Genomic DNA, 20,106 nt, shown 5'->3' with positions numbered 1-20,106 from the left:
GATAGAAAACTATCAAGCCCTGCAGGAACTGGATGATAGCTTGATAGGGAATGTATTCAAGACCTTGAGGGTACCTTCCACGCTCTCTATATTTTTTTACGCAAAGCACCTGACCTCTCACGCTTGCGGAGAACAATAACAATGCCTCAAGACAACTTAGCCTCTCCCCGGGACTATCGCCTGACCGGCCCTGAAGCTGCCCGCGCGGCCGAAAAAGGTCTTGTATCGGCCAGTTGGTACCAGTCGCCCATTTCCCGTCAACGCATGAAGCAACTGATGCAACGCCGCGACGGCCCGGCCTTGCTCGACACCGCCATCTGGCTGCTGACCCTGGTGATCACCGGCTTCGGCGGCTACTGGTTCTGGGGCACTTGGGCTTGTGTGCCGTTTTTCCTTGCGTATGGGGTTTTGTACGCCACCGCCTCCAACCCGCGCTGGCATGAAGCCGGTCACGGCACCGCCTTCAAGACCCGCTGGATGAATGATGCGCTCTACCAGGTGGCGAGCTTCATGTGCATGTTCGAGCCCCATGTGTGGCGCTGGAGCCATGCCCGGCACCATACCGACACCATCGTCGTCGGCCGCGATCCGGAAATCGTCGAACCGCGTCCACCGAGCTTGTTCATGATGCTGCTGAGCCTGTTCCAGATCCCGTTGCTGCTGAAGACGATGGGAGGCGTGTGCCGGCACGCGGTTGGCAAAATGGATGCCCAGGAACAGACGTTCATTCCTGAGTCCGAATGGTCCAAGGTGTTCCTGGCGGCCCGTATCTGGCTCGTGATTTACGCCGTTGTCTTTGGCGCGGCGCTTTACCTGCACAGCTGGTTGCCGCTGATGTATATCGGCCTGCCCATCCTGTACGGCGGCTGGTTGTCCTACCTGTTTGGCCTCACCCAACATGTGGGCCTGGCGGAAGACGTGCTGGACCACCGCAGCAACTGCCGCACCATCTATATGAACCGGGTACTGCGCTTTCTGTACATGAACATGAATTATCACCTTGAGCACCACATGTACCCGATGGTGCCGTACCACGCCCTGGCGCAACTCCATGAAGAGATCCGCCACGATTGCCCGCCGCCTTACGCCAACATAGGCGAGGCCTTCAGGGAAATCATTCCGACCCTCTTGAAGCAGCGTAAGGACCCGACGTATTTCGTGCGACGCCCCGTCGGTAGTTCAAGGCCTGCCACCGACGCCCATCCACAGGCTGAAGCCACGCTGGGCTGACACCTTCCGGCTGTATCCCGAACAAGAGAAAACGCCATGAACGATCAATGGATCGATGTATGCGCCGTGGGCGAAATCAATGAAGAAGACGTCATTCGTTTCGACCACGGTCCGCATACCTATGCCATCTACCGCTCTGCTGACAACGAGTTTTTCGCCACTGCTGGCCTGTGTACTCACGAGTCGATCCACCTGGCTGACGGCCTGGTGATGGACCACGTCATCGAGTGCCCCAAGCACAACGGGCGCTTTGACTATCGCAACGGTAAAGCCCTGGGGGCGCCAGTGTGCGTCAATCTCAAGACCTATCCGGTACGGGTCGACGCGGGGCGGGTTCTGCTCGCCATTTCGGCTTGACCGCCAGGAGTGCACGCCATGAATGCTCCACTGATTATCGTCGGCGCCGGCCATGCCGGTGGCCGCGCGGCGCTGACCTTGCGCGAGCAGGGTTATACCGGTCGGCTGATCCTGATCGGCGATGAACGCCATCGGCCGTACGAGCGTCCTCCGCTGTCCAAGGGCTTGCTGCAGGGCACGATGGACCTGGACGATTGCAGCCTGTGGGAGGAGAGCCGGCTCACTGAACTGAACATCGAACACCTGGCGGGCAACCCGGTTAAAAGTCTGGATCCGCAGCACCACCGCCTGCAATTGAGCGACGGACGTTGGCTGTCCTACAGCCGATTACTGCTGGCGACCGGAGGGAGAGCGCGTCGTTTGCCCCAGGTGCCTGAATCTCTGGCCAACGTGCTTCACCTGCGCACCCATGACGAAGCCCTGGCCCTGCGCAGCGCATTGAGGCCCGGCACGCGCCTGGTGATTGTCGGCGGTGGCTTTATCGGCCTCGAAGTCGCGGCAACGGCTCGAACCCTGGGCTGTCAGGTGACGTTGCTGGAGGCTGGGCCACGACTGGCCGGGCGAGTCTTGCCTGAAGCCATATCCCAGGCCTTGTTGGAGTTGCATCGGCAACAGGGCGTGGACGTGCGGCTGAACGTAGCGCTTGAATTTGTACAAGGCATTGAACGCGCTGAGGCGGTGCAATTGGTGGACGGCCAGGTGCTGCCCTGTGACTGGGTGGTGGTCGGTATCGGCATGCAACCCAACATCGAATTGGCCGCGGCGGCGGGGCTTGAGGTGGACCAGGGAATTCGAGTCGATGCCCAGTTGCGCACCAGCGCGCCAGACATCTTTGCCGCCGGCGATGTGTGCGAGTTTCGCCTGCACGCCGACGCGTTATTCCAACGCCAGGAAACCTGGCGCAATGCCGAGACCCAGGGCCGTCACGCGGCATTGAATCTGTTGGGCGGCGAGTTGCCGTTCGAGGGCGTTCCCGGCTTCTGGTCTGATCAGTACGACTGGGGCTTGCAGACGGTGGGCGTGATCTCACCGACACCACCTTCGGCCATTCGCACCCTGGCGGACGGTGGTCTGCTGCTGTTCTACCTGGACACCGAGCAACGTTTGCAAGGCGCCTGCGGTTGGGGGCAGGGCAACAGCGTTGCCAAGGACATCAAGTTGTGTGAACGGCTGATTGCCAACTTGACCCCACTCTCTGTGGACGCATTGGCCGACGCCGATGTGTCGCTCAAACATCTGCTAAGGCCCTGACATGCGTGAATTCCTGGTATTTCAGTCCCTGTGGGCCATGCAAGATCACCGTGGTCAATGTGATCTTTCCCTTGAGGCGCAGGTGGAGAAGATTGCCGCTGCGGGCTTCGATGGGATCACCGACCACTTCTGGATTGCGCCACAGGCCGAACGTCTGCATGCCGCTGCCAAGGCGCAAGGCCTGCAAATCGAAGGTCAACTGTTTCCCCGCACCGTGAGTGACTTGGCGCAAGCGCTTGAGGTTGCCTCCCGCTACGGCTGCCACCACCTCACGCTGCAAGCCGACGTCCGGCCGCGCACGCTGGCTCAGGCGATCACTCTGATCGAGGGCTGGCAGCGTCTGGCCGAGCAGGTGGACTTTCCGATCCTGCTGGAAACCCACCGCTATCGTCTCACCAGTGACCTGTTGTTCACCCTCGACTTGCTCGCGCACATGCCCGACCTCAAATTGTTGGCTGACTTGTCCCATTACGTTGTGGGCCGCGAACTGCCTGAGTCGGCCACTGCCGAAGACGACGAGCAGATTCACACCATCTTGCGACACAGTTGGGGGTTTCACGGGCGAGTCGCTAATAGTGAGCAGGTCCAGGTGCCCTTGACCTTCGCCCAGCATCGCCCTTGGTTGGACCGGTTTCTGGGCTGGTGGCGTTACGGAATCAAGGATTGGCTGGCGCGACCGAACACACCCGCGAGCCTGTCCTTCACCTGCGAGCTTGGGCCGCCACCCTATGCGATCACGGGGAGTGATGGGCGCGATATAACGGATCGCTGGGGCGAGGCGCTGATGCTGAAGGAACTGATGCGTGGTGTTTGGGATGAGTGTCAGGCGGGGCGCTGATCTAAGGCATGATGGGTTGACGGTCTGTATCAGTGGATAAAACGGCTGAGGTCCAGATTGGAAAACCGCAAGATCCTGTTCCTCGTTTGGGGCAGCCAAGTCAGGGGGCTGACAGATTTCAAAAGTCTTGCAGGTCATTTTGGTACGCACGGCGAGTGCGCGTGTTATCCAGTAGCCGCTTAGTGTTCATTTTTATCAAATCCTTTGGAACGCTTTTTCCGGCACGGCCACTCAGGTGCAAGGATGTCGCCGCTCATAGCGGGGTCATTTGCATTCTTCTATCTGCCGATCACTAAGAGTGATAACGCCATGGATACGCCTAATGTACGTGCAAGCCGCGAGCTGACTCGTGTACCTGATGAGATACAGCAGGAAGCAACGCAACAGGCCTCTCACTCGCCTGACCTCGGCGCTATCGGGTTAGCGATGAGCGTGCGCCTTCAAAACCATTTCGAGGCTCACCTTGAAACAGAGGCTGGCTCCGATCAACCCGCTGCCTCTGCTTCAAGCGCCCGCAACGCGGAGCTGAACGCCATTCGCGATGACCGTGCTCAACGGTTAGAGGCGGGGGGCTATAACGTCCATGACATGGAGAAGGCGGAAAAAAACGCAGCCAGAGCCGACAGACTGTTTGCGTCGATAAAGTCAGGAATGGGCGGGACGCCCTTTGCGGCGCTTACCGAGGCCGGTAATTTCGAGCCGTCCATCCTTCAGGTCGCGGGCAAGCATGGCAATACAGTGCGCGAAGCGGCGATAGAGAACGCCATGTCATGCTTGTATGCCGGTATGGCGGATGCTGCCGGTAACAAGATGATTGCAGGCTTTAAGCCTGGTTATTACCTTAAACCCGAGAGCGATACACTGCACCCGGCGCTTCAAGCATCAGTGGCGGAAAAGCTGCTGGCGTTGGACAAGGGGCCATTGCGTAATGCCTTCGACGAAGCCAATAAGTGGCTCACCGGGTTTGCCGTGCGTAATACGGCAATGTACGCATCAACGCTTGCCATGACGGCTGCTGGCAAAGAGAACCTGGATGCAATCCTGCAACCCGCCCTACGACCGGTCACGGCTATCATCGTGGGTATAGCAATTGAGCATTACAATGTAAGCCGCGATCGCACTAACCATTTAGCTGACCCTGCAATGCTCTATGGTCGTCGGGATGCTGTACCGCAAGGGCAGCCTCATAAGCCTATTGATCAAGATACCGAATGGCTGGATGACTTCGAGACTTTGAAGGATCTCGATGCCACTGCCCTGGTTAAGATGGTTTCCGCGCGGCTTGGTGAAGGCGCGGCTACGGCTCTGAATGCGGTCATCAGCGGCGACGCCTTGAAAGAGATACTGGACCCGGTCAGTGTTGTAGGAAATGGCCTCCTGATTGGCGGTTTTTCTGCAATGGGCGCGGCTACAACCGCCACAGCTAACTTGGCCAAGTCTAAGGAACTGGGAAAAATGGCGGCTACCGCCGCCTCGGAGGGTGTAAAAAACGTATTGGGTACCCTGGCTTTCGGGCTATGGGCAGCTGGCGCCTCGCTAGGTGGGTCAGTGCCGAAAAAAGCCATCGCTGCTGTCGATGCCCATGTACCAAAAGCAGTCGAAGGGGGCGCAGATGCCGCTGGCAGGGTGGCGGTCAAGGGCGGTGAGCTTGCACTCAAGACATCGCTCACCGGTGCCAGATTTGTCAAAGAGACAGCTGTTTCAGCGACCCATCACACAAAAAGTGCAGCTCAAGCGGCAGGGGATGGAGTCATTAGTGTTGCCGGTGCCATTGGCAGCACCTCCCAATCGGCCTGGGACAAAAGCATTGGAGCCCTGAGGCAACGCGCCGCGGCCACCTCTCAAAGCCAAACCGCTCATGGTCAGAGCATGCCCATGCAGCCGCTCGCGGTTACGCAGGGTCAAGCATCGTCCTCAGCGCCCGCGCGTCCGCCTGCTCAGGATGATGGCGATATCGTGTAGCAGCCTTGAGGTGTCCATGACCAAAAGTTGGAAGCCCGGATCGCCCGTCTCGTCTCCCTCTCCAGGATTCACAAAAAAGCCACTCAGATGAGTGGTTTTTTTGTGCCCGAAAACTCGCAGACATCCTCATCAGCATTGAGCGTCCCGGCGCGGGTCGCGTGCTTATCGATGCGCGCTACGGTAAAGGCACATACTCCAAGCACCGCCGGGCACAAGGCCAATACCGCAAAGCTCTTCACCACGGGCATCCCGCTGTTGAGCACATAGGCACCCAGTAGCGGCCCGCAGATCGACCCGAACTTGCCCATGGAGGCCGCCCAGCCAGCGCCGTTGCCGCGAATGGCACTGGGGTAGAAAATCCCGGCGATGCTTGTGATGCCGTAGTGACTGCCTTTGACGAAAATGGCGCCGACCATGCTCAGTACAATGAAGACGTTGCCCTGCGGGTCGCCAATGCCCAGCACCAGCAGGAAGGGTAATGAAAGCAGGGGATAAATCATCACCGCATAAGGCCCCCGGGTGTCGACCACTCGCATCAACACAAGCCCGGCCATGGCGCCGCTGAAGGACGCGAAGGAACTCACCCAGGACGCGGTAGCCCGGTCGAAGCCCGCATACTGATACACCAGAGGGCTCCATGAGGCGAGGAAGTACATGGCCATGGAGCTTGCACCAAAGCCGATCCAGATCATGGGCGTGATCCATTTCAGTTTGCCGATGAACAGCTGTCCGACCCGAAATGGTTGGCGGCCGATGTCGATTTCATCGGCCAGAAAATAGCGGTCCCCAGCACGCAAATCGATGTCGGGATCCAGACGCCTGAGGATTCGCACCACGGTTTTCGGTTGCTTCTGCTTGCTCACCAGAAACCGCACTGATTCCGGCAGGGTGAAAAACAACAGGGCGCTGGACAGCAGCGTGGCGATGCCGCCCAGCACGAACACACTGGCCCAGCCGTACTGAGGTGCGAGCCATACGGTCAGTGGACCGGCTGCTGCGCCCCCCAGGCTGAAGCCGACCATGATGATGGTGATCACGCTGGCACGGTAGCGCTTGGGCACGAATTCGATATTCAGTGCCCAACACAACGGCAGCATGGCGCCCAGGGCAAAACCGTTGAGAAAACGCAGCACCAGCAGCGAGGCGTAGCTGTCGGCAAAGGTGAACAGCAGCGTCAGGACACCAAAGGCACTGGTGGACAGAATGATGGTTGGGCGGCGGCCGATCCGGTCGCCGAGATAACCGAAAAAGAATCCCCCCAGCATCATGCCGAACAACCCGATGGAAAAAATGTTGCCCAGTTGCAGTTTGTCCAGGCCGATTTCGTCGGCCATATAGGCGGCGGTATGGGACAGCATCAACAAATCAAAGCCATCGAGGAACGTGATCAGCACTGACACACAGATAATCAGATAGTTGAAACTCGACAGTTTGCGCCCCTCGATCAGGGCGGCGATATCAATTGCGCGTGACGAAGTCATGAGTGCTCTCCACACAATAAGACGCAAAGGAGCAGATTGCCGAGGACGGGACTCACCACAGTTTCCAGGTGTAAGCCACGATCAGGCGATTCTCGTCGAGCTGCTGGGGCAGGCCATCTCCGGAGCGGAAGGTGAGGTTGCGCCAACGCACGTTCAGGCCTTCCAGGGCACCGCTCTGGAAGACGTAAGTCAGGTCGGTGTCACGTTCCCATTCACTGCCGTCAGTGACGGCGCGCGTGCGGATATCGTCGCCTTTCACGTAACGGGTCATGAACGTCAGGCCGGGTATGCCGAGTGCGGCGAAGTCATATTCGTAACGCAACTGCCAGGATTTCTCGTTGGCCTTGATGAAAGAGTTGTAGGTGACCAGGTTCACCACATAGGGGGTGCCGGTATCGATGACAGGAAACGCACTTTCGCCCGACAGGCGCTGGAACGCCGCGGAGAAGCGCTGGGCCCCGACGGTCAAGGTGAACATGCCGTTGAAGTTGCGGTTGTCGATCTTCCCGGCTTTCCCGACGCCAATGTCATTGCTGTCGACATAGCGCAGGTCGGAGCGCAGGCTTACGCCCTCGCCCAGGGGCAGTACATGTATCAGGCCAGCGAACTGCTGACGGTAGATGTCTTGCAGCTCACCGTGGTGGTAGCGCAGGGTCAGCTGTTTGCCAATGGTGTAATCGCCGCCGAGCAGGTCCAGGTGATCGCTGCTTTGGCCGGAATAGCCGATGTCGTCGTTACCGGCTGAGTCGCGGCCGTTGGCTTTGGTCAGTCTCGCTGCGGTGACAGTCAGGTTGTCGAGTTCACCGGACGTCAGGTAGGCGCCAGTGAAGGTCGAGGGCAGCAGTCGGGTATCGCTGTAATACGCCAGCGGATGAATCGGCATCAGGGTCCCCACTTTGAGCTGGGTCTTTGATGCGCGCATTTTTGCCGTCAGGCCCAGTTCGCTGTAATCGTCCACGGGTTGGTTGCTATCAGGGCCATAGGGCAGCAGGCCGGTGCCGCGACGGCCCGGGCCGGAGTCGAGCTTGATCCCCAGTTCACCCAGGGCATCGAGCCCGAAGCCAACGGTGCCGTCGGTGTATCCAGACTGAAGTTCGGCGATGAAGCCCTGAGTCCATTCTTCGGCCTTGGCCTGAGGGGCACCGCTCTGGCGGAAGTCGCGATTCAGATAAAAGTTGCGCGTCGTCAGCGTCGCGCTGCTGTCTTTGATGAAATCCGCATGGGCGTAGGTGGCTTGGCCGCAGAGCATCAGGGCTGTGGCGAGGGCGAGATTCCTGTTCATTTTTATTGGTCTCAGGATAAGTAGGTTTATTCAGGACGAGCGTTGCCTGACCGCGCCGATGACGACGCGGTAAGGGCTGCCTGCTTCAGGCGTTGTGAATCAGCCGGGGACGTTCAGGTTTGTGATGAGGCGGGCAACGGGGCTGCTGCCGGGTGGCGGCGAGTCAGGTGACCGATGACAAACGCGCAGGCTGCCAGCACGGCAGGGCAGATCGCCAGGACCAGGAAACTCTTGACCACCGGCAGGCCGCTGTTAAGTACATAAGCGCCCAGCAATGGACCTAGGATCGAGCCGATTTTGGCGATGGAGGTGGCCCAGCCGGCGCCATTGGCGCGAATGGCACTGGGGTAGAAGATCCCGGCAATGCTGAGGATTCCATAGTGGGAGCCTTTGACGAACACGCCGCCGACCAGGCTCAGCATCAGGAACGCGGTGCCCTGCATGCCGGTGATGCCCAGTACCAGCAGGAAGGGCAAGGCCAGCAGCGGATAGATCATCACCATGTACGGTCCACGGGTATCGACGAAGCGCATCATCGCCAGGCCCGCCATCGCGCCGCTGAACGAGGCTATGGAGCTGACCCACGACGCTGTCGCGCGATCGAATCCTGCGTATTGATAGACCAGAGGGCTCCAGGAGGCGAGGAAGTACATGGCCATGGAACTGGCGGAGTAGCCCAGCCAGATCATGGGTGTGATCCATTTCAAGCGACCGATGAACAACTGGCTGACTCGAAATGCCTGGCGACCGATATCCGGCTCGTCCAACAGGAGGAACTGGTCAGTGGGGCGCACATCCAGCTGCGGATCCATGCGCTTGAGAATCGCCGCGATTTTCTCCGGTGCCTTACGCTTGCTGGCCAGGAAACGAACTGATTCAGGCAGGGTGAACCACAACAGCACCCAGGCGAACAGCGTGACCACGCCGCCGAACACGAACACGCCCTGCCAGCCGATATGCGGCGCCAGCCACACCGTCAGCGGGCCGGCCATCGCGCTGCCGAGGCTGAACCCGACCATGATGACAGTGACCACTGTGGAGCGATAACGCTTGGGGACGAACTCGATGTTCAGGGCCCAGCACAATGGCAGCATGGCGCCCAGGGCGAAGCCATTGAAAAAACGCAGGACCATCAGCGATTCGTAGCTGTCGGCCATGACAAACAGTAGCGTCAACAGGCCGAACGAGCACGTGGAGAACAGAATCGTGGGACGCCGTCCGATACGATCACCCAGATAACCGAAGAAAAAACCGCCCAGCATCATGCCCAACAGGCCGATGGAGAAGATTTCACCCAGTTGGATCTTGTCCAGGCCGACCTCATCGGCGATGTAGGAAGCGGTGTGCGAGAGCACCAGCAAATCGAAGCCGTCGAGGAAGGTGATCAATACCGAGACCAGAATCACCACGTAGTTGAAGCGTGACAACTTGCGGCCTTCTATAAGTGCCGCGACATCCAGGGTACGGGGCTGTGACATGTGCGTTCTCCACTGCATTTTTTATTGTTGTTGGAGTGGCGCCCGCTCTGCACGGCGGGCGCGTCGAACCGCTTGAAACTATTCCAGATTGAACGCCAGCCGCTCACGCAATGCCTGGGCGGGTATGTCACTCAACCTGCCGTTGGGGCCTGCGAGATCCAGCGCATGAGCGGCGGCGGCCCCCATCGCGATACACGGCCCCATCACGCGGACGCTCGACAGCGCGGCTGCATCGGCGTCTATGCAGCGGCCGGCGACGACCAGGTTATCGCTGCCTTGGGGAAGCATGCTGCGCAGCGGCACGCTGTGGATGTGATCGTCACCAAAGGGCTCCCACTGGTAACCGCTGGTATTGCCGTGTAATTCCACTGGCCAGGAGGTACGTGCTACCGCATCCGGGAACATCGTCGCAGCCCGCACTTCGTCAGTTGTCAGATGGTGATGTCCGACGATCCAGCGAGTCTGGCGAATGCCTGGCAACGCATACGCCCGCACTTTGGCCTTGCCATAAGCCTCGGGGTACTCCGATTGGAGGAAGTGGATCACTTGGTCCACCTGCTGGCGCCCGGCGATGGCGACGTGAGAGGCGGCGACGGGGTCCAGGGGCGTTTCGATGTGTGTCATGTTGAAGGCCGCCGTGCCGCGTCCAGGAAATTGGAAGAACAAGCCGTCATCGCGTTCGATCCCGTAGCTCTTGGCCTTTTGCTTGACCCGTTCGGTGAATTGCGCACGGGTGGGCAAGTGGGCTTCGTTGATATGTTCAAGGACGAACATTTGGGTGCCATAGATTGGCGTATCCGGCTCGCGACAGGCGAGTCCCGCGTTCCACACCAGTGCCGCATCACCACTGGCATCGATGAAACCGTTGGCCGCCACGCGCACGTCGCCATAGCGTGTGGCCAACTCCACTTCCTGGACCCGCGTGCCTTCGCGCACTACATCACGTAACACCGCACCGAGCACTACGGTGATGCCTGCGTCGAGCACCTTTTGGCCAATCCAGCGACCGAGGGCGACTTCGTCGTAGTAAACCACTGTGGTCAATGGCCCGATGGCCTGGTGCAAGTCTCCCGAGGCACCCAGGTCGCGAAGGATACCGTCGGCAATGCCATGGGTCAGCAGTTGGCGGTTCGGACCATTGGAGAACAGTCCGCAGAAGGTGCCGATGATCGAGCCGACCGCTTGGCCGCCGAGCATCGGCAGGGCGTCGAACAGCACCACGCGCTTGCCGAGCGCGGCGGCCTCGAGGGCGGCTGAAATACCGGAGATACCGGCCCCGGCGATGCATACGTCGGCCTGCAAGCGTTGGGCGGTGAGGGCGCTGGTACGGCGTACCGTGCGAATAACATGAGCCATAAAACTACCTTTGAGGTGTCAACAGGGTAGCCGAGCCCGAGCCCGTTGACCTAGGGCCACGGGAGCAGGTGTTTCGGCAGTCATATTCGGGTTACGACGGGTTTCGCGTTCGTTCCAGGCCGGGCGGCTGTGGCTGTGTGGATAGATCGGTACGCGATTGACGCGGGATCACTTCGACGGTCCCGGCGTCGGCATCGACGCGGACCCAATCCCCGGTGCGAATCCGGTTCAGCGGGTCCTCGTTGAAGTCGGTCATGGCTGGTGCATGGACGACAACGGCACCAAGGCCCATTTTCGCCGTCATTTCATTGAACAACATGGCGCCAGGCGCGACGCCAGCGAGACGGGCGACATGGAACTGCGAGGACCAGCCGGAAGACCCCTTGGCGCCGGGAAACACGAGGACCTTGCCGGCGAAACTGATGCCCTTGAGCTCGTGGCGCGTCTCGATGACAGTGCCGCTGCGCGGGTCGATGCCACCCCAGCCGGAGATGCGGTCACGGGTCACCAAGGCTTCGCCTTCGAAGCAGCCGCCGACAACCTTGCGGCCTCGGAGCGTAAAGGTTGCGCTCATTTCAGTACTCCTTTCCAACGGCCATCGATGGCCGCCTGGACGCATTCTGCGGTGGTGCCGAACCACGCCTGGATGCCCATGATTGCCGGCAGGTAATGGGCCTGCTTGGCCGAGTCCACGGCCGCCACGCGCGTGCCCTTGGGCAGCACCTTGCCGATTGCCGAGCAGGTATCGGTCATCACATGCCCACCTGCCTGCTCAATGATGTGGGTGTAACCGGCCACGTCTGCCAGTTGCTTGATCGACGCGGCGGTAAATATCCAGAGCTCGGTGTTCGCACTCAGACGCTGGCCTTCCAGCAGTTGGCAGACTTCCCAGATTTGTTCGAGGCTGTAATGCGGGCAGCCGAGCATGACGAAATCGACTTGTGCATCGCGCGCCGTGACGTTGACTTGCTCGTAGGCCCAGCGCCGTTCGGCTTCACCAAAGCGCAACGTGGCTGAAGGCCGGGAGGCGCCGAACGCTTGCTCGCGAGTGCGTGCTTCAGGTGTGACCCCGACCAGGTGGTACATTTCCACGCCACCGCTGGAAGCCGCCGCCGCGCCAAAGTGCTTGAGACGCGCCAGGTTGGGCTGATGGCTCACGCCTTCGATGACCGGGATGCAATCCTGCACCTGTTCACCGACCCAGTAGCCAAGCAGTCCCCAGTCGGCCGTGGTGCTCACGTCTATATCCAACTGGATCAGGTGGGTACCGCGACGGTTCTCGTCCAGGTGCAGGCCCCAATAGGGAATCTTGCCGGTCAGCATCGCTGCGCCGGTGCTTTCGCGGCCCTCGGCATTGGTGCGGGCGCCGAGTACTGAGTTGATGTAGATCACGGCGGAGGATTCCATCCACGCGCAGTGCTCGCCTTTCACTGGTACGTTGCCGACTTGATAGGGCGTGCAGGTATTCAACGGTTGCACACCCAGGCCGCTGCTATAGGCCTGGCCGGTTTCATAAATGCGCACCACATCCTGCGAGATGCCTTGGCGTTCGGCATGCCGAGGGTCGATGCCCTGTTGCAGGTGACTGCTGAAGACCTTGACCTTGGGGATTCTGACCACCTCGGCGCTGTCGAGATTGAACTCGCTGAACACCGCGTCCATGCCTCCCTCGCGCTCGGCGTACTGACGCAGGAACGGGGTGGTGGCACCGATGGTTCCGGCCACATTGCGCGTGTCCACCAGACATTCTGCGTCCAGGGCCTCGCCATAACGCACCAGCAAATCCATGGCTTTTTGCACCGCCGGACCTTGGTCGCCGGCGAGCATGGCTTTCTCGTCGTCGCGCAATCTCATTGCGGCTGTTCTCCCGAACGGCTGATGTCCAGCGGTTTGATCAGGACCGCACCGTGCTCCATGGACGACACGTTATTGCGGTAGATGTCCAGCCACCCGCCGCCGAACTGTGGCGCCAAAGGCCGCCAACGGGCACGCCGTGCTTGCATCTCGGTTTCGCTGATATTGGCATCGAGGGTGTTGAGGTCCAGGTCGATGGTGACGATGTCGCCGTCCTCGACCAGCGCCAATGGTCCGCCGACGGCTGCTTCAGGAGCGACTTCAGCCACGACCAGGCCCTTGCACACCAACCCTGAAAGATGACCGTCAGTCAGCATGGCCACGTGGTCGCCCAACCCGGCGCCGTCAATGGCGAACACCACTTTCGAGGCGCCGCCGCCCATGGCCGGGCCGCCGCGCACTCCGGCGCCGCGCATGACCACCACATGGCCGGGCTGGATGCGCCCATCCTGCAAGGCTTCGATGGCATCGGCGGAGCGTTCGAAACAGATCGCAGGTCCCTCGAAGCGGCGCATCTTCTGCGGGTCGATGCCGTATTTGACGATGCCTGCCTGGGGCGCGATATTGCCGCGCAGCATCACGATGGCTGGCTGGGTGGCGAAGGGGTTGTCCAGCGGGCGGATCACTGCATCGTCGCTGACGATTACCCCGTGCAGGTTCTGCGTCAGGGTTTTGCCGGTGACCGTCAATGCATCGCCATGCAGCAAGGGCTCCAGGCGCTTGAGCAGCCCACGCCCACCGCCTGCGGCTTCCATTTGCTCGATGCTATGTTCACCCACCGGCCGTACGCCAACCAGCACAGGCACCTGTTTGCCCAGGTCCCTGAAGAGCTGGTAGACGTCCACGTCGACTCCGCCTTCGGCTGCCACCGCCTGCATATGCTTGATGGTATTGACGGAGCCGCCCGCGGCGAGAATGGTCGCCACTGCATTGGCGAAGGCCTCTGGGGTGAGGATATCGCGAGGTTTGAGGTCTTCTTCGACCATTTCCACAATGCGTTGGCCGGCTTGGTGCACGAAGTCGAACATCTGCCGGCTGTTGGCCGCGATGGGCGCGCTGCCGGGCAAAGCCATGCCAAGGGCTTCACACACCAGGTGCATCGAGTTGGCGGTGCCCATCCCCGAGCAGACCCCAGGGCCCTTGATGGCATTGCGGGCCATGCCGGCCAATTCCTCGACCGGTAGCTTGCCTGTGACCACGTGCATGGAACTGATGAACACGTCTTCGATATCGACATGCTTACCGTTGTATTCGCCACTCGGCTGGTAGCCACAGACCACCACCAGCGTCGGAATATTCAGGCGGGCGGCGGCCATCAGTTGACCGGGTACGGTCTTGTCGCAGGAGGCCAGGCAGATCATGCCGTCGAGTTGAGCCCCTTCGACCGCGACTTCGATATCATTGGTGATGAGGTCGCGGGCAGCGAGCATATAGGCACCCCCGGCACCAGCGCCGGTGATGAAGTCACTGGGAGCGGCAGTACGAATTTCGAAGGGCAGGGCGCCGGCATCGCGTATCGATTGCTTGAGGGCATTGGCGATGCCATCCAGATGGCTGAAGCAGATCGCCAGGTTGGACGACGAGTTCACGATAGCGATCTTGGGTTTCTCCAGCTCGCTCTCATCGATCCCCAAGGCGCGCCACTGGGCGGCGCGCACAGCCCACAAATAGGACCCGTAAGGGAAATTGCTGCGCAGCTTCTTGGGCATGGGGTGCTCCGTTATTGTTATAAGAATGCCAATCCGGTTAATCACGTTAACCATCTTGTGCCGAGTCTAGGCGTCGGCCTAGAATCCGAAAACCTTATTTCACTTATAGATAAAATCCAAAATATGGATATCAAGGACGTCGACCTCAACCTATTGAAAGTCTTCGATGCGTTGCGCAAAAAGCAAAGCGTGACCCTGGCCGGGGATCTCATGGGGCTCAGTCAACCTGCCATGAGTTTCGCCCTGGGCAAGTTACGGACGCTATTCGACGATCCTTTGTTCATCCGTACCTCCCATGGTATGCAGCCCACCGCGAGAGCCTTGCAGATCGCCGAGCCGGTGCAACGCATTCTGGAGATGGTCAGTAGCGAGGTACTGCCGTCCACGGGATTCGTCGCCGAACACTCGGATCGCCAGTTAGTGTTGTGCATGTCGGATATCGGTGAAATGGTGTTCCTGCCACGGCTGATGCGCATGCTCGACAAAACGGCGCCGAAGCTGAGAATTCGCACTCAGGCGTTGTCCTCCGAGCAATTGGAAGAGGGCTTGGACGCTGGCGAGGTCGACGCGGCCATTGGCTATTTCCCTCGTCTGCTCAACACCTCGATCCGGCATCGGGCGCTGTACAGCCACTCTTTCGTGTGCATAGTGCGCAGCGATCATCCCACCATCGGCGACACCATAAGCGCCGAGCAATACCAGGCCGCCGTGCATGTCGCCGTCCAGGCCGAGGGGCGCGGCATGGGTGTGCTGGATAAGGAGCTGGCCTCCCACGGCGTAACACGACGGGTGCGGTTCAGCCTGCCACGGTTCATGGGCGTGCCGTTCCTGGTGGCCGAGTCCGACATGATCGCCACCGTCCCACTGGCAGTCGGCCGGCGGTTCTCCGAAATTACCAATGTGCGCCTGGTCCCGCTGCCTTGGGCTATCTGCGGATATGACATACACCTGTATTGGCATACGCGCTTTCATCATGACCCGGCTAATCGTTGGTTGCGTCAGTCCTTCATTGAGTTGCTCGGTGACTTTTCTCCTAGCGAGCAGATGTCGATTTGATTCATGGAGCAATGATTAATTTAAATAACTGATTCCGCCCGGTTGGGTTCTGCTCGTCCAGGCCGGTCCAGCAGATCGGCAGCCCTTCGGGCCCCTCATCGCGCCATTGGATTTTGTGAATCGCACGTAAGCCCTTAACGGCGTGCCCATTTGGCTGACCTTAATAGACCTGAGGCACGATGAGTTCCGGCGGCGTGGGGCTGCGGGAATAATCCTCCTGCCTGACGCGTTGCGGCAGTTCGATTACCGGCATTTCCACCTCTTCGTAGGGCATCTGCCCGAGAAGGTGATGGATGCAGTTGAGCCTGGCTTTCTTTTTGTCATCAGCTTGTACCACCCACCACGGCGCTTCGGCGATGTGGGTGCGTTCAAGCATGATTTCCTTGGCCTTGGTGTAGGCTTCCCAGCGCCGACGGGACTCCAGATCCATGGGGCTGAGTTTCCATTGCTTGAGCGGATCATGGATGCGACTGAGAAAGCGCAGATGCTGTTCCTGGTCGGAAATGGAGAACCAGTATTTGATCAACTGGATGCCGGAGCGGGCGAGCATACGTTCGAACTCCGGTACAGTACGGAAGAACTCCTCGTACTGATCTTCGTTGCAAAACCCCATCACTTGTTCCACCCCGGCACGGTTGTACCAACTACGGTCAAACAGCACGATTTCGCCCGCCGCCGGCAGGTGCGAGACATAGCGCTGGAAGTACCACTGGGTACGTTCCCGGTCGTTGGGGGCGGGTAGGGCGGCGACCCGGCAGACCCTGGGATTCAGGCGTTGGGTGATACGTTTGATCACACCGCCTTTTCCCGCGGCATCACGCCCTTCGAACAGGATCACGACTTTGTGGCCCGTCTTGACCACCCAGCTTTGCAGTTTTACCAGTTCGCCTTGCAGGCGGAACAGTTCGCTGAAATAGGTCCTTCGAGCATCCTTCTCAGTACCTTCTTCTACGTGCTCATCGAACAGCGCGTTCAGGTCATGGCCGTCTTCGGATAATTCCAATTCCAGCTCTTCGTCACTGTGATCAAGCAGTTCACGGTGGATGCGCTGGATTAAGGTGGCTTCTCTGGGAGACATAGGAGGGAGGCTCGCACGAGGATGGGGTGGCAAAGTGTTAGGCGTAATTTGTTACGAACCAATTACATTAAGTCCCTACCGGGCCATATGGAGAGTGAGCGTACTGCTGCCATTCAACTTTCATGAGAACGTAACAAAACTGCTGCAAAGTTCGGGAGCCCGTAATCACAAGGTGTTCCCCTAATGAAAAGTTTGATGAAGTCTGCTGCGCTCGCCATTGCGGTTTCTCTTTGTGCCACCTCGGCGTCCTACGCTGCAGAGAGTGTCCGTCTGACGGGGTCCGGGGCGAGTTTCCCTGCACCGATCTACCTCACTTGGTTCAAGGATTTCAGCAAGAAATCTGACGGTGTCACTGTGGATTACCAATCCAAGGGTAGTGGCGCGGGTGTACAGGACTTTCTGAACAAAACGGTTGATTTCGCCGCCAGTGACTCGGCGATGAAAGAGGAAGATATCGCCAAGGTCGCTGAAGGCGTGCAGTTGTTGCCGATGACCGCAGGTGAAATCGTGCTGGCTTATAACCTGCCGGGCAATCCGAAGGGGCTCAAACTGCCCCGAGATGTGTACTCCAACATTTTTCTGGGCAAAATCACCCGCTGGAACGATCCGAAGATCGTCGCCGCCAACCCGGATCTGAAACTCTCCGATACGCCGATCACGGTTGTTGTGCGTGCAGACTCCAGCGGCACGACTGCGGTATTCACTAAGCACCTGGCGACAATCAATCCGGAGTTCAAGCAGGCGTTGGGGGAGGGCAACACCGTCAACTGGCCGGCTAGCGACAAGTTCATCAAGTCGCCGAAGAACGATGGTGTCACGGCCACTGTGCGCCAAACTCCGGGCGCGATTGGTTACATCGAATACGGCTTCGCCAAGCTCGCCAAGGTTGACTTCGCTCAACTGCAGAACAAGGCCGGTCAGTACGTCGTGCCAAACGCCGAAAGCGGTGCCGAGGCCCTGGCGGCGGTGAAGATGCCGGAAAACCTGGTGGCCTGGTTGCCTGATCCGGACGGTGCCAAGTCCTACCCGATCACGTCCTACACCTGGATGATTTTCCGCAAGGACAACGGCAATCCGGCCAAGGCCAAGGCCATGCGTGAAATGGTCGAATACAGCCTGGCCGAGGGACAGAAGATTGCCGATTCGATGGGTTATATCCCATTGCCGCAATCGGTCGTCGAGCAGGTTCGCAAAGCGTCCGCCAACATCCAGTAACGCCGTGAGGTCTCTCTCGGAGTGTGCGTCTGCGCCACGCCGGGAGAGTTTTCCCCCTTGTTCCGGACTCAGCCCATGAACAAACCTTTTGTCGTACCGGTTAATCCGGACTCTGCCTGCCAACCACCTTCGAGGAAGGATTTCCTGGTTGATCGCACCTTTCGTGCGCTTGCGCGTATCGGCGTGGTACTGATTCTGGCGTTGGTATTTGCGCTGGTGTTCGAGGTGGGACGCAAGGCACTTCCCGGCATGGAGAAGCACGGCTTTGATGTGCTTTTGGGCAGCGTCTGGGACGTTAACCAAGGCAAATACGGCATCCTGCCGGCTATCTGGGGCACGCTCTACAGCGCCTTTATCGCATTGCTGATCGCTGGTTTTTTCGGCGTCAGCATGGCGATTTTCCTGACCCAGGATTTCCTGCCGCCCAAGCTCGCCGCCATCTTCCGTACCATCGTCGAACTGCTCGCGGCCATTCCCAGCGTGGTTTATGGCCTGTGGGGGATCTACGTGGTGATCCCGGCGATTCGGCCGCTGACAACCTGGTTGAACAGCGAACTCGGCTGGGTACCCTTTTTCGGCACGACCCTGAGCGGCCCAGGCTTGCTACCCGCAGCGCTGGTGCTCGCCATCATGATTCTGCCGACCATTGCCGCCGTTTCGCAGGACGCGCTCACGGCTGTGCCAATGAAAACCAAGCAGGCCGCCTACGGCATGGGGACTACCCATTGGGAAGCGATTCTCAAGGTGATGGTGCCTTCCGCCGCCACCGGCATCTTCGGCTCTCTGGTGCTGGGCCTGGGGCGCGCCCTGGGTGAAACGATGGCGCTGGCCATGCTGGTCGGCAATGCCAACAACATTTCCCTCTCGCTGTTTGCACCGGCCAACACGCTCGCCGCCCTGCTGGCGTTGAACTTCCCCGAAGCCGGGCCGAACGAGATCGAGGTGTTGATGTATGCCGCCCTGGTGTTGATGTTGATTACGCTGATCGTGAACATTTTCGGTTCGATGATCATGATGTACGCCCAGCGGGGTAATAAGTGATGACTGATCTCACTGCTGCAACAGACCTGACGTCTCCAACAGGCGCGATGCCCAGCCTGCAGCGCAAGTTCGAAGGCCGTGCCCTGCGAAGCCTGATCTTGACCACCCTGGTCTGGGCTGGTGCGCTACTGGCCAGTGTGCCGCTGATCTCCGTGCTCTACATGCTGATTACCCGCGGCGGCGCGCGTCTCAACCTGGAAGTCTTTACCGAACTGCCGCCGACGGGCTTCGAGATGGGTGGCGGTTTCGGCAACGCGATGGCAGGGACCTTCGTGATGGTCGGTATCGCGGCGGCGATCGCGGTGCCGGTCGGCATCATGGCGGCAATCTTCCTGGCTGAGCTGGGACCGGACAGCAAGCTGGGGAACGCAGCGCGTTTTGCCGCCAAGATGCTCACGGGCCTGCCGTCGATCCTGGCCGGGGTGTTTGCCTACGCCCTGGTGGTGATGACCACCGGTACGTATTCGGCGCCGGCGGGTGGCGTGGCGCTGGCGGTCCTGATGCTGCCAATCGTCGTGCTGACGGCGGAAGAGTCGATGCGGATGGTGCCCAAGATCATGAAGGATGCCGCCTATGGCATGGGCTGCACCCGCTCGCAGGTGATCTGGAAAATCATTTTGCCGACCGGCATGCCGGCCATCCTGACCGGGGTCATGCTCGCTGTGGCACGTGCCGCGGGCGAGACGGCGCCGCTGCTGTTTACCGCGCTGTTCAGCAACTATTGGATTTACCACCAAGGCAATCTCGAGGTCATGAACCCGACCGCCTCGCTGGCGGTGCTGATCTACAACTTCTCCGGGATGCCTTTCGACAACCAACTTGAACTCGCGTGGGCGGCCTCACTGGTGCTGGTGATGATCGTGCTGTTCGTGAACATCATCAGCCGTATTTTCGGCAAGCCCAAATATTAAGAACGGG

General features: G+C 59.6%; 17 protein-coding genes. 9 read left to right on the top strand and 8 right to left on the bottom strand.

Translation table 11 applies throughout. The annotated features are described in order from the left end of the window. Positions 1-141 precede the first annotated feature (141 nt). The 5 genes from GN234_RS07140 to GN234_RS07120 all read left to right on the top strand — a co-directional run bounded on the left by GN234_RS07140 (position 142) and on the right by GN234_RS07120 (position 5,638). On the top strand, positions 142-1,230 hold the full coding sequence (locus GN234_RS07140) for a fatty acid desaturase family protein (RefSeq protein WP_116832020.1): 1,089 nt from the start codon (positions 142-144) through the stop codon (positions 1,228-1,230). 36 nt (positions 1,231-1,266) lie between these two features. Continuing rightward, complete coding sequence (locus tag GN234_RS07135; protein WP_109755288.1) at positions 1,267-1,587, top strand: MocE family 2Fe-2S type ferredoxin; 321 nt, start codon at positions 1,267-1,269, stop codon at positions 1,585-1,587. Between the two features lie 9 nt (positions 1,588-1,596). Further along, entirely contained in the window at positions 1,597-2,838 is a 1,242-nt protein-coding gene (locus GN234_RS07130; RefSeq protein WP_176688165.1) for an NAD(P)/FAD-dependent oxidoreductase, read from the top strand. Position 2,839: 1 nt separating this feature from the next. Continuing rightward, complete coding sequence (locus GN234_RS07125) at positions 2,840-3,676, top strand: sugar phosphate isomerase/epimerase family protein (protein WP_176688164.1); 837 nt, start codon at positions 2,840-2,842, stop codon at positions 3,674-3,676. A 243-nt stretch (positions 3,677-3,919) separates the two neighbouring features. Further along, the gene (locus tag GN234_RS07120; RefSeq protein ID WP_233459533.1) at positions 3,920-5,638 is read left to right on the top strand and encodes a RopAA-2; all 1,719 of its coding nucleotides are present in this window, start codon (positions 3,920-3,922) and stop codon (positions 5,636-5,638) included. Positions 5,639-5,721: 83 nt separating this feature from the next. Here the strand turns inward: GN234_RS07120 and GN234_RS07115 are convergent, their stop codons facing one another. The 7 genes from GN234_RS07115 to ilvD all read right to left on the bottom strand — a co-directional run bounded on the left by GN234_RS07115 (position 5,722) and on the right by ilvD (position 14,798). After that, positions 5,722-7,119 carry an MFS transporter gene (locus tag GN234_RS07115; RefSeq protein ID WP_163854274.1) on the bottom strand — a complete coding sequence of 466 codons (1,398 nt, stop codon included), beginning with the start codon at positions 7,117-7,119 and terminating at the stop codon, positions 5,722-5,724. A gap of 52 nt (positions 7,120-7,171) precedes the next feature. After that, positions 7,172-8,401 (bottom strand): OprD family porin, encoded by a 1,230-nt coding sequence (locus tag GN234_RS07110; protein WP_176688163.1) that lies wholly within the window; start codon positions 8,399-8,401, stop codon positions 7,172-7,174. 113 nt (positions 8,402-8,514) lie between these two features. Beyond that, positions 8,515-9,879, bottom strand: coding sequence for an MFS transporter (locus GN234_RS07105; protein WP_176688162.1), 1,365 nt, complete (start codon positions 9,877-9,879; stop codon positions 8,515-8,517). Between the two features lie 78 nt (positions 9,880-9,957). Next, a complete protein-coding gene (locus GN234_RS07100; RefSeq protein ID WP_176688161.1) occupies positions 9,958-11,235 on the bottom strand; it encodes an FAD-dependent oxidoreductase in 1,278 nt (425 codons plus the stop codon). 91 nt (positions 11,236-11,326) lie between these two features. Next, positions 11,327-11,809, bottom strand: coding sequence for an aconitase X swivel domain-containing protein (locus GN234_RS07095; RefSeq protein WP_163854268.1), 483 nt, complete (start codon positions 11,807-11,809; stop codon positions 11,327-11,329). Further along, complete coding sequence (locus tag GN234_RS07090) at positions 11,806-13,089, bottom strand: aconitase X (RefSeq protein ID WP_176688160.1); 1,284 nt, start codon at positions 13,087-13,089, stop codon at positions 11,806-11,808. Before GN234_RS07090 ends, GN234_RS07095 begins: the two co-directional genes overlap by 4 nt. Further along, positions 13,086-14,798 (bottom strand): dihydroxy-acid dehydratase, encoded by a 1,713-nt coding sequence (gene ilvD / locus GN234_RS07085; protein ID WP_204334258.1) that lies wholly within the window; start codon positions 14,796-14,798, stop codon positions 13,086-13,088. The genes GN234_RS07090 and ilvD overlap by 4 nt, the downstream gene beginning before the upstream one ends. A 123-nt stretch (positions 14,799-14,921) precedes the next feature. Between ilvD and GN234_RS07080 the strand changes: the two genes are divergently transcribed. Next, positions 14,922-15,854 (top strand): LysR family transcriptional regulator, encoded by a 933-nt coding sequence (locus tag GN234_RS07080; protein WP_109755280.1) that lies wholly within the window; start codon positions 14,922-14,924, stop codon positions 15,852-15,854. A gap of 160 nt (positions 15,855-16,014) precedes the next feature. On the opposite strand, the gene ppk2 is transcribed toward GN234_RS07080, so the two are convergent. Next, the gene (gene ppk2, locus GN234_RS07075) at positions 16,015-16,932 is read right to left on the bottom strand and encodes a polyphosphate kinase 2 (protein ID WP_163854264.1); all 918 of its coding nucleotides are present in this window, start codon (positions 16,930-16,932) and stop codon (positions 16,015-16,017) included. 183 nt (positions 16,933-17,115) lie between these two features. On the opposite strand from ppk2, the gene pstS reads away from it, so the two are divergent. From pstS to pstA, 3 genes are all read left to right on the top strand, one after another. Next, a complete protein-coding gene (gene pstS, locus GN234_RS07070) occupies positions 17,116-18,147 on the top strand; it encodes a phosphate ABC transporter substrate-binding protein PstS (RefSeq protein WP_109755278.1) in 1,032 nt (343 codons plus the stop codon). A 75-nt stretch (positions 18,148-18,222) separates the two neighbouring features. Next, positions 18,223-19,188 (top strand): phosphate ABC transporter permease subunit PstC, encoded by a 966-nt coding sequence (gene pstC, locus GN234_RS07065; protein ID WP_109755277.1) that lies wholly within the window; start codon positions 18,223-18,225, stop codon positions 19,186-19,188. Continuing rightward, positions 19,188-20,099 carry a phosphate ABC transporter permease PstA gene (pstA, locus tag GN234_RS07060; protein WP_116832030.1) on the top strand — a complete coding sequence of 304 codons (912 nt, stop codon included), beginning with the start codon at positions 19,188-19,190 and terminating at the stop codon, positions 20,097-20,099. The genes pstC and pstA overlap by 1 nt, the downstream gene beginning before the upstream one ends. The last annotated feature ends 7 nt before the right edge of the window (positions 20,100-20,106 follow it).

Source organism: Pseudomonas bijieensis (genome assembly GCF_013347965.1).
In the GTDB taxonomy this organism is placed as follows: domain Bacteria; phylum Pseudomonadota; class Gammaproteobacteria; order Pseudomonadales; family Pseudomonadaceae; genus Aquipseudomonas; species Aquipseudomonas bijieensis.
Note: the sequence above shows the minus strand (reverse complement) of the source record. Positions and strands in the feature narration are given on the sequence as shown.

Coding starts and splice junctions, on each gene's coding strand:
- GN234_RS07115 (WP_163854274.1), bottom strand. CDS start 7,119: ATGACTTCGTCACGCGCAATTGATATCGCCGCCCTGATCGAGGGGCGC.
- GN234_RS07100 (WP_176688161.1), bottom strand. CDS start 11,235: ATGGCTCATGTTATTCGCACGGTACGCCGTACCAGCGCCCTCACCGCC.
- pstA (WP_116832030.1), top strand. CDS start 19,188: ATGACTGATCTCACTGCTGCAACAGACCTGACGTCTCCAACAGGCGCG.
- GN234_RS07105 (WP_176688162.1), bottom strand. CDS start 9,879: ATGTCACAGCCCCGTACCCTGGATGTCGCGGCACTTATAGAAGGCCGC.
- GN234_RS07140 (WP_116832020.1), top strand. CDS start 142: ATGCCTCAAGACAACTTAGCCTCTCCCCGGGACTATCGCCTGACCGGC.
- GN234_RS07135 (WP_109755288.1), top strand. CDS start 1,267: ATGAACGATCAATGGATCGATGTATGCGCCGTGGGCGAAATCAATGAA.
- GN234_RS07090 (WP_176688160.1), bottom strand. CDS start 13,089: ATGAGATTGCGCGACGACGAGAAAGCCATGCTCGCCGGCGACCAAGGT.
- GN234_RS07095 (WP_163854268.1), bottom strand. CDS start 11,809: ATGAGCGCAACCTTTACGCTCCGAGGCCGCAAGGTTGTCGGCGGCTGC.
- GN234_RS07080 (WP_109755280.1), top strand. CDS start 14,922: ATGGATATCAAGGACGTCGACCTCAACCTATTGAAAGTCTTCGATGCG.
- pstS (WP_109755278.1), top strand. CDS start 17,116: ATGAAAAGTTTGATGAAGTCTGCTGCGCTCGCCATTGCGGTTTCTCTT.
- GN234_RS07125 (WP_176688164.1), top strand. CDS start 2,840: ATGCGTGAATTCCTGGTATTTCAGTCCCTGTGGGCCATGCAAGATCAC.
- pstC (WP_109755277.1), top strand. CDS start 18,223: ATGAACAAACCTTTTGTCGTACCGGTTAATCCGGACTCTGCCTGCCAA.
- GN234_RS07110 (WP_176688163.1), bottom strand. CDS start 8,401: ATGAACAGGAATCTCGCCCTCGCCACAGCCCTGATGCTCTGCGGCCAA.
- ilvD (WP_204334258.1), bottom strand. CDS start 14,798: ATGCCCAAGAAGCTGCGCAGCAATTTCCCTTACGGGTCCTATTTGTGG.
- GN234_RS07120 (WP_233459533.1), top strand. CDS start 3,920: ATGTCGCCGCTCATAGCGGGGTCATTTGCATTCTTCTATCTGCCGATC.
- ppk2 (WP_163854264.1), bottom strand. CDS start 16,932: ATGTCTCCCAGAGAAGCCACCTTAATCCAGCGCATCCACCGTGAACTG.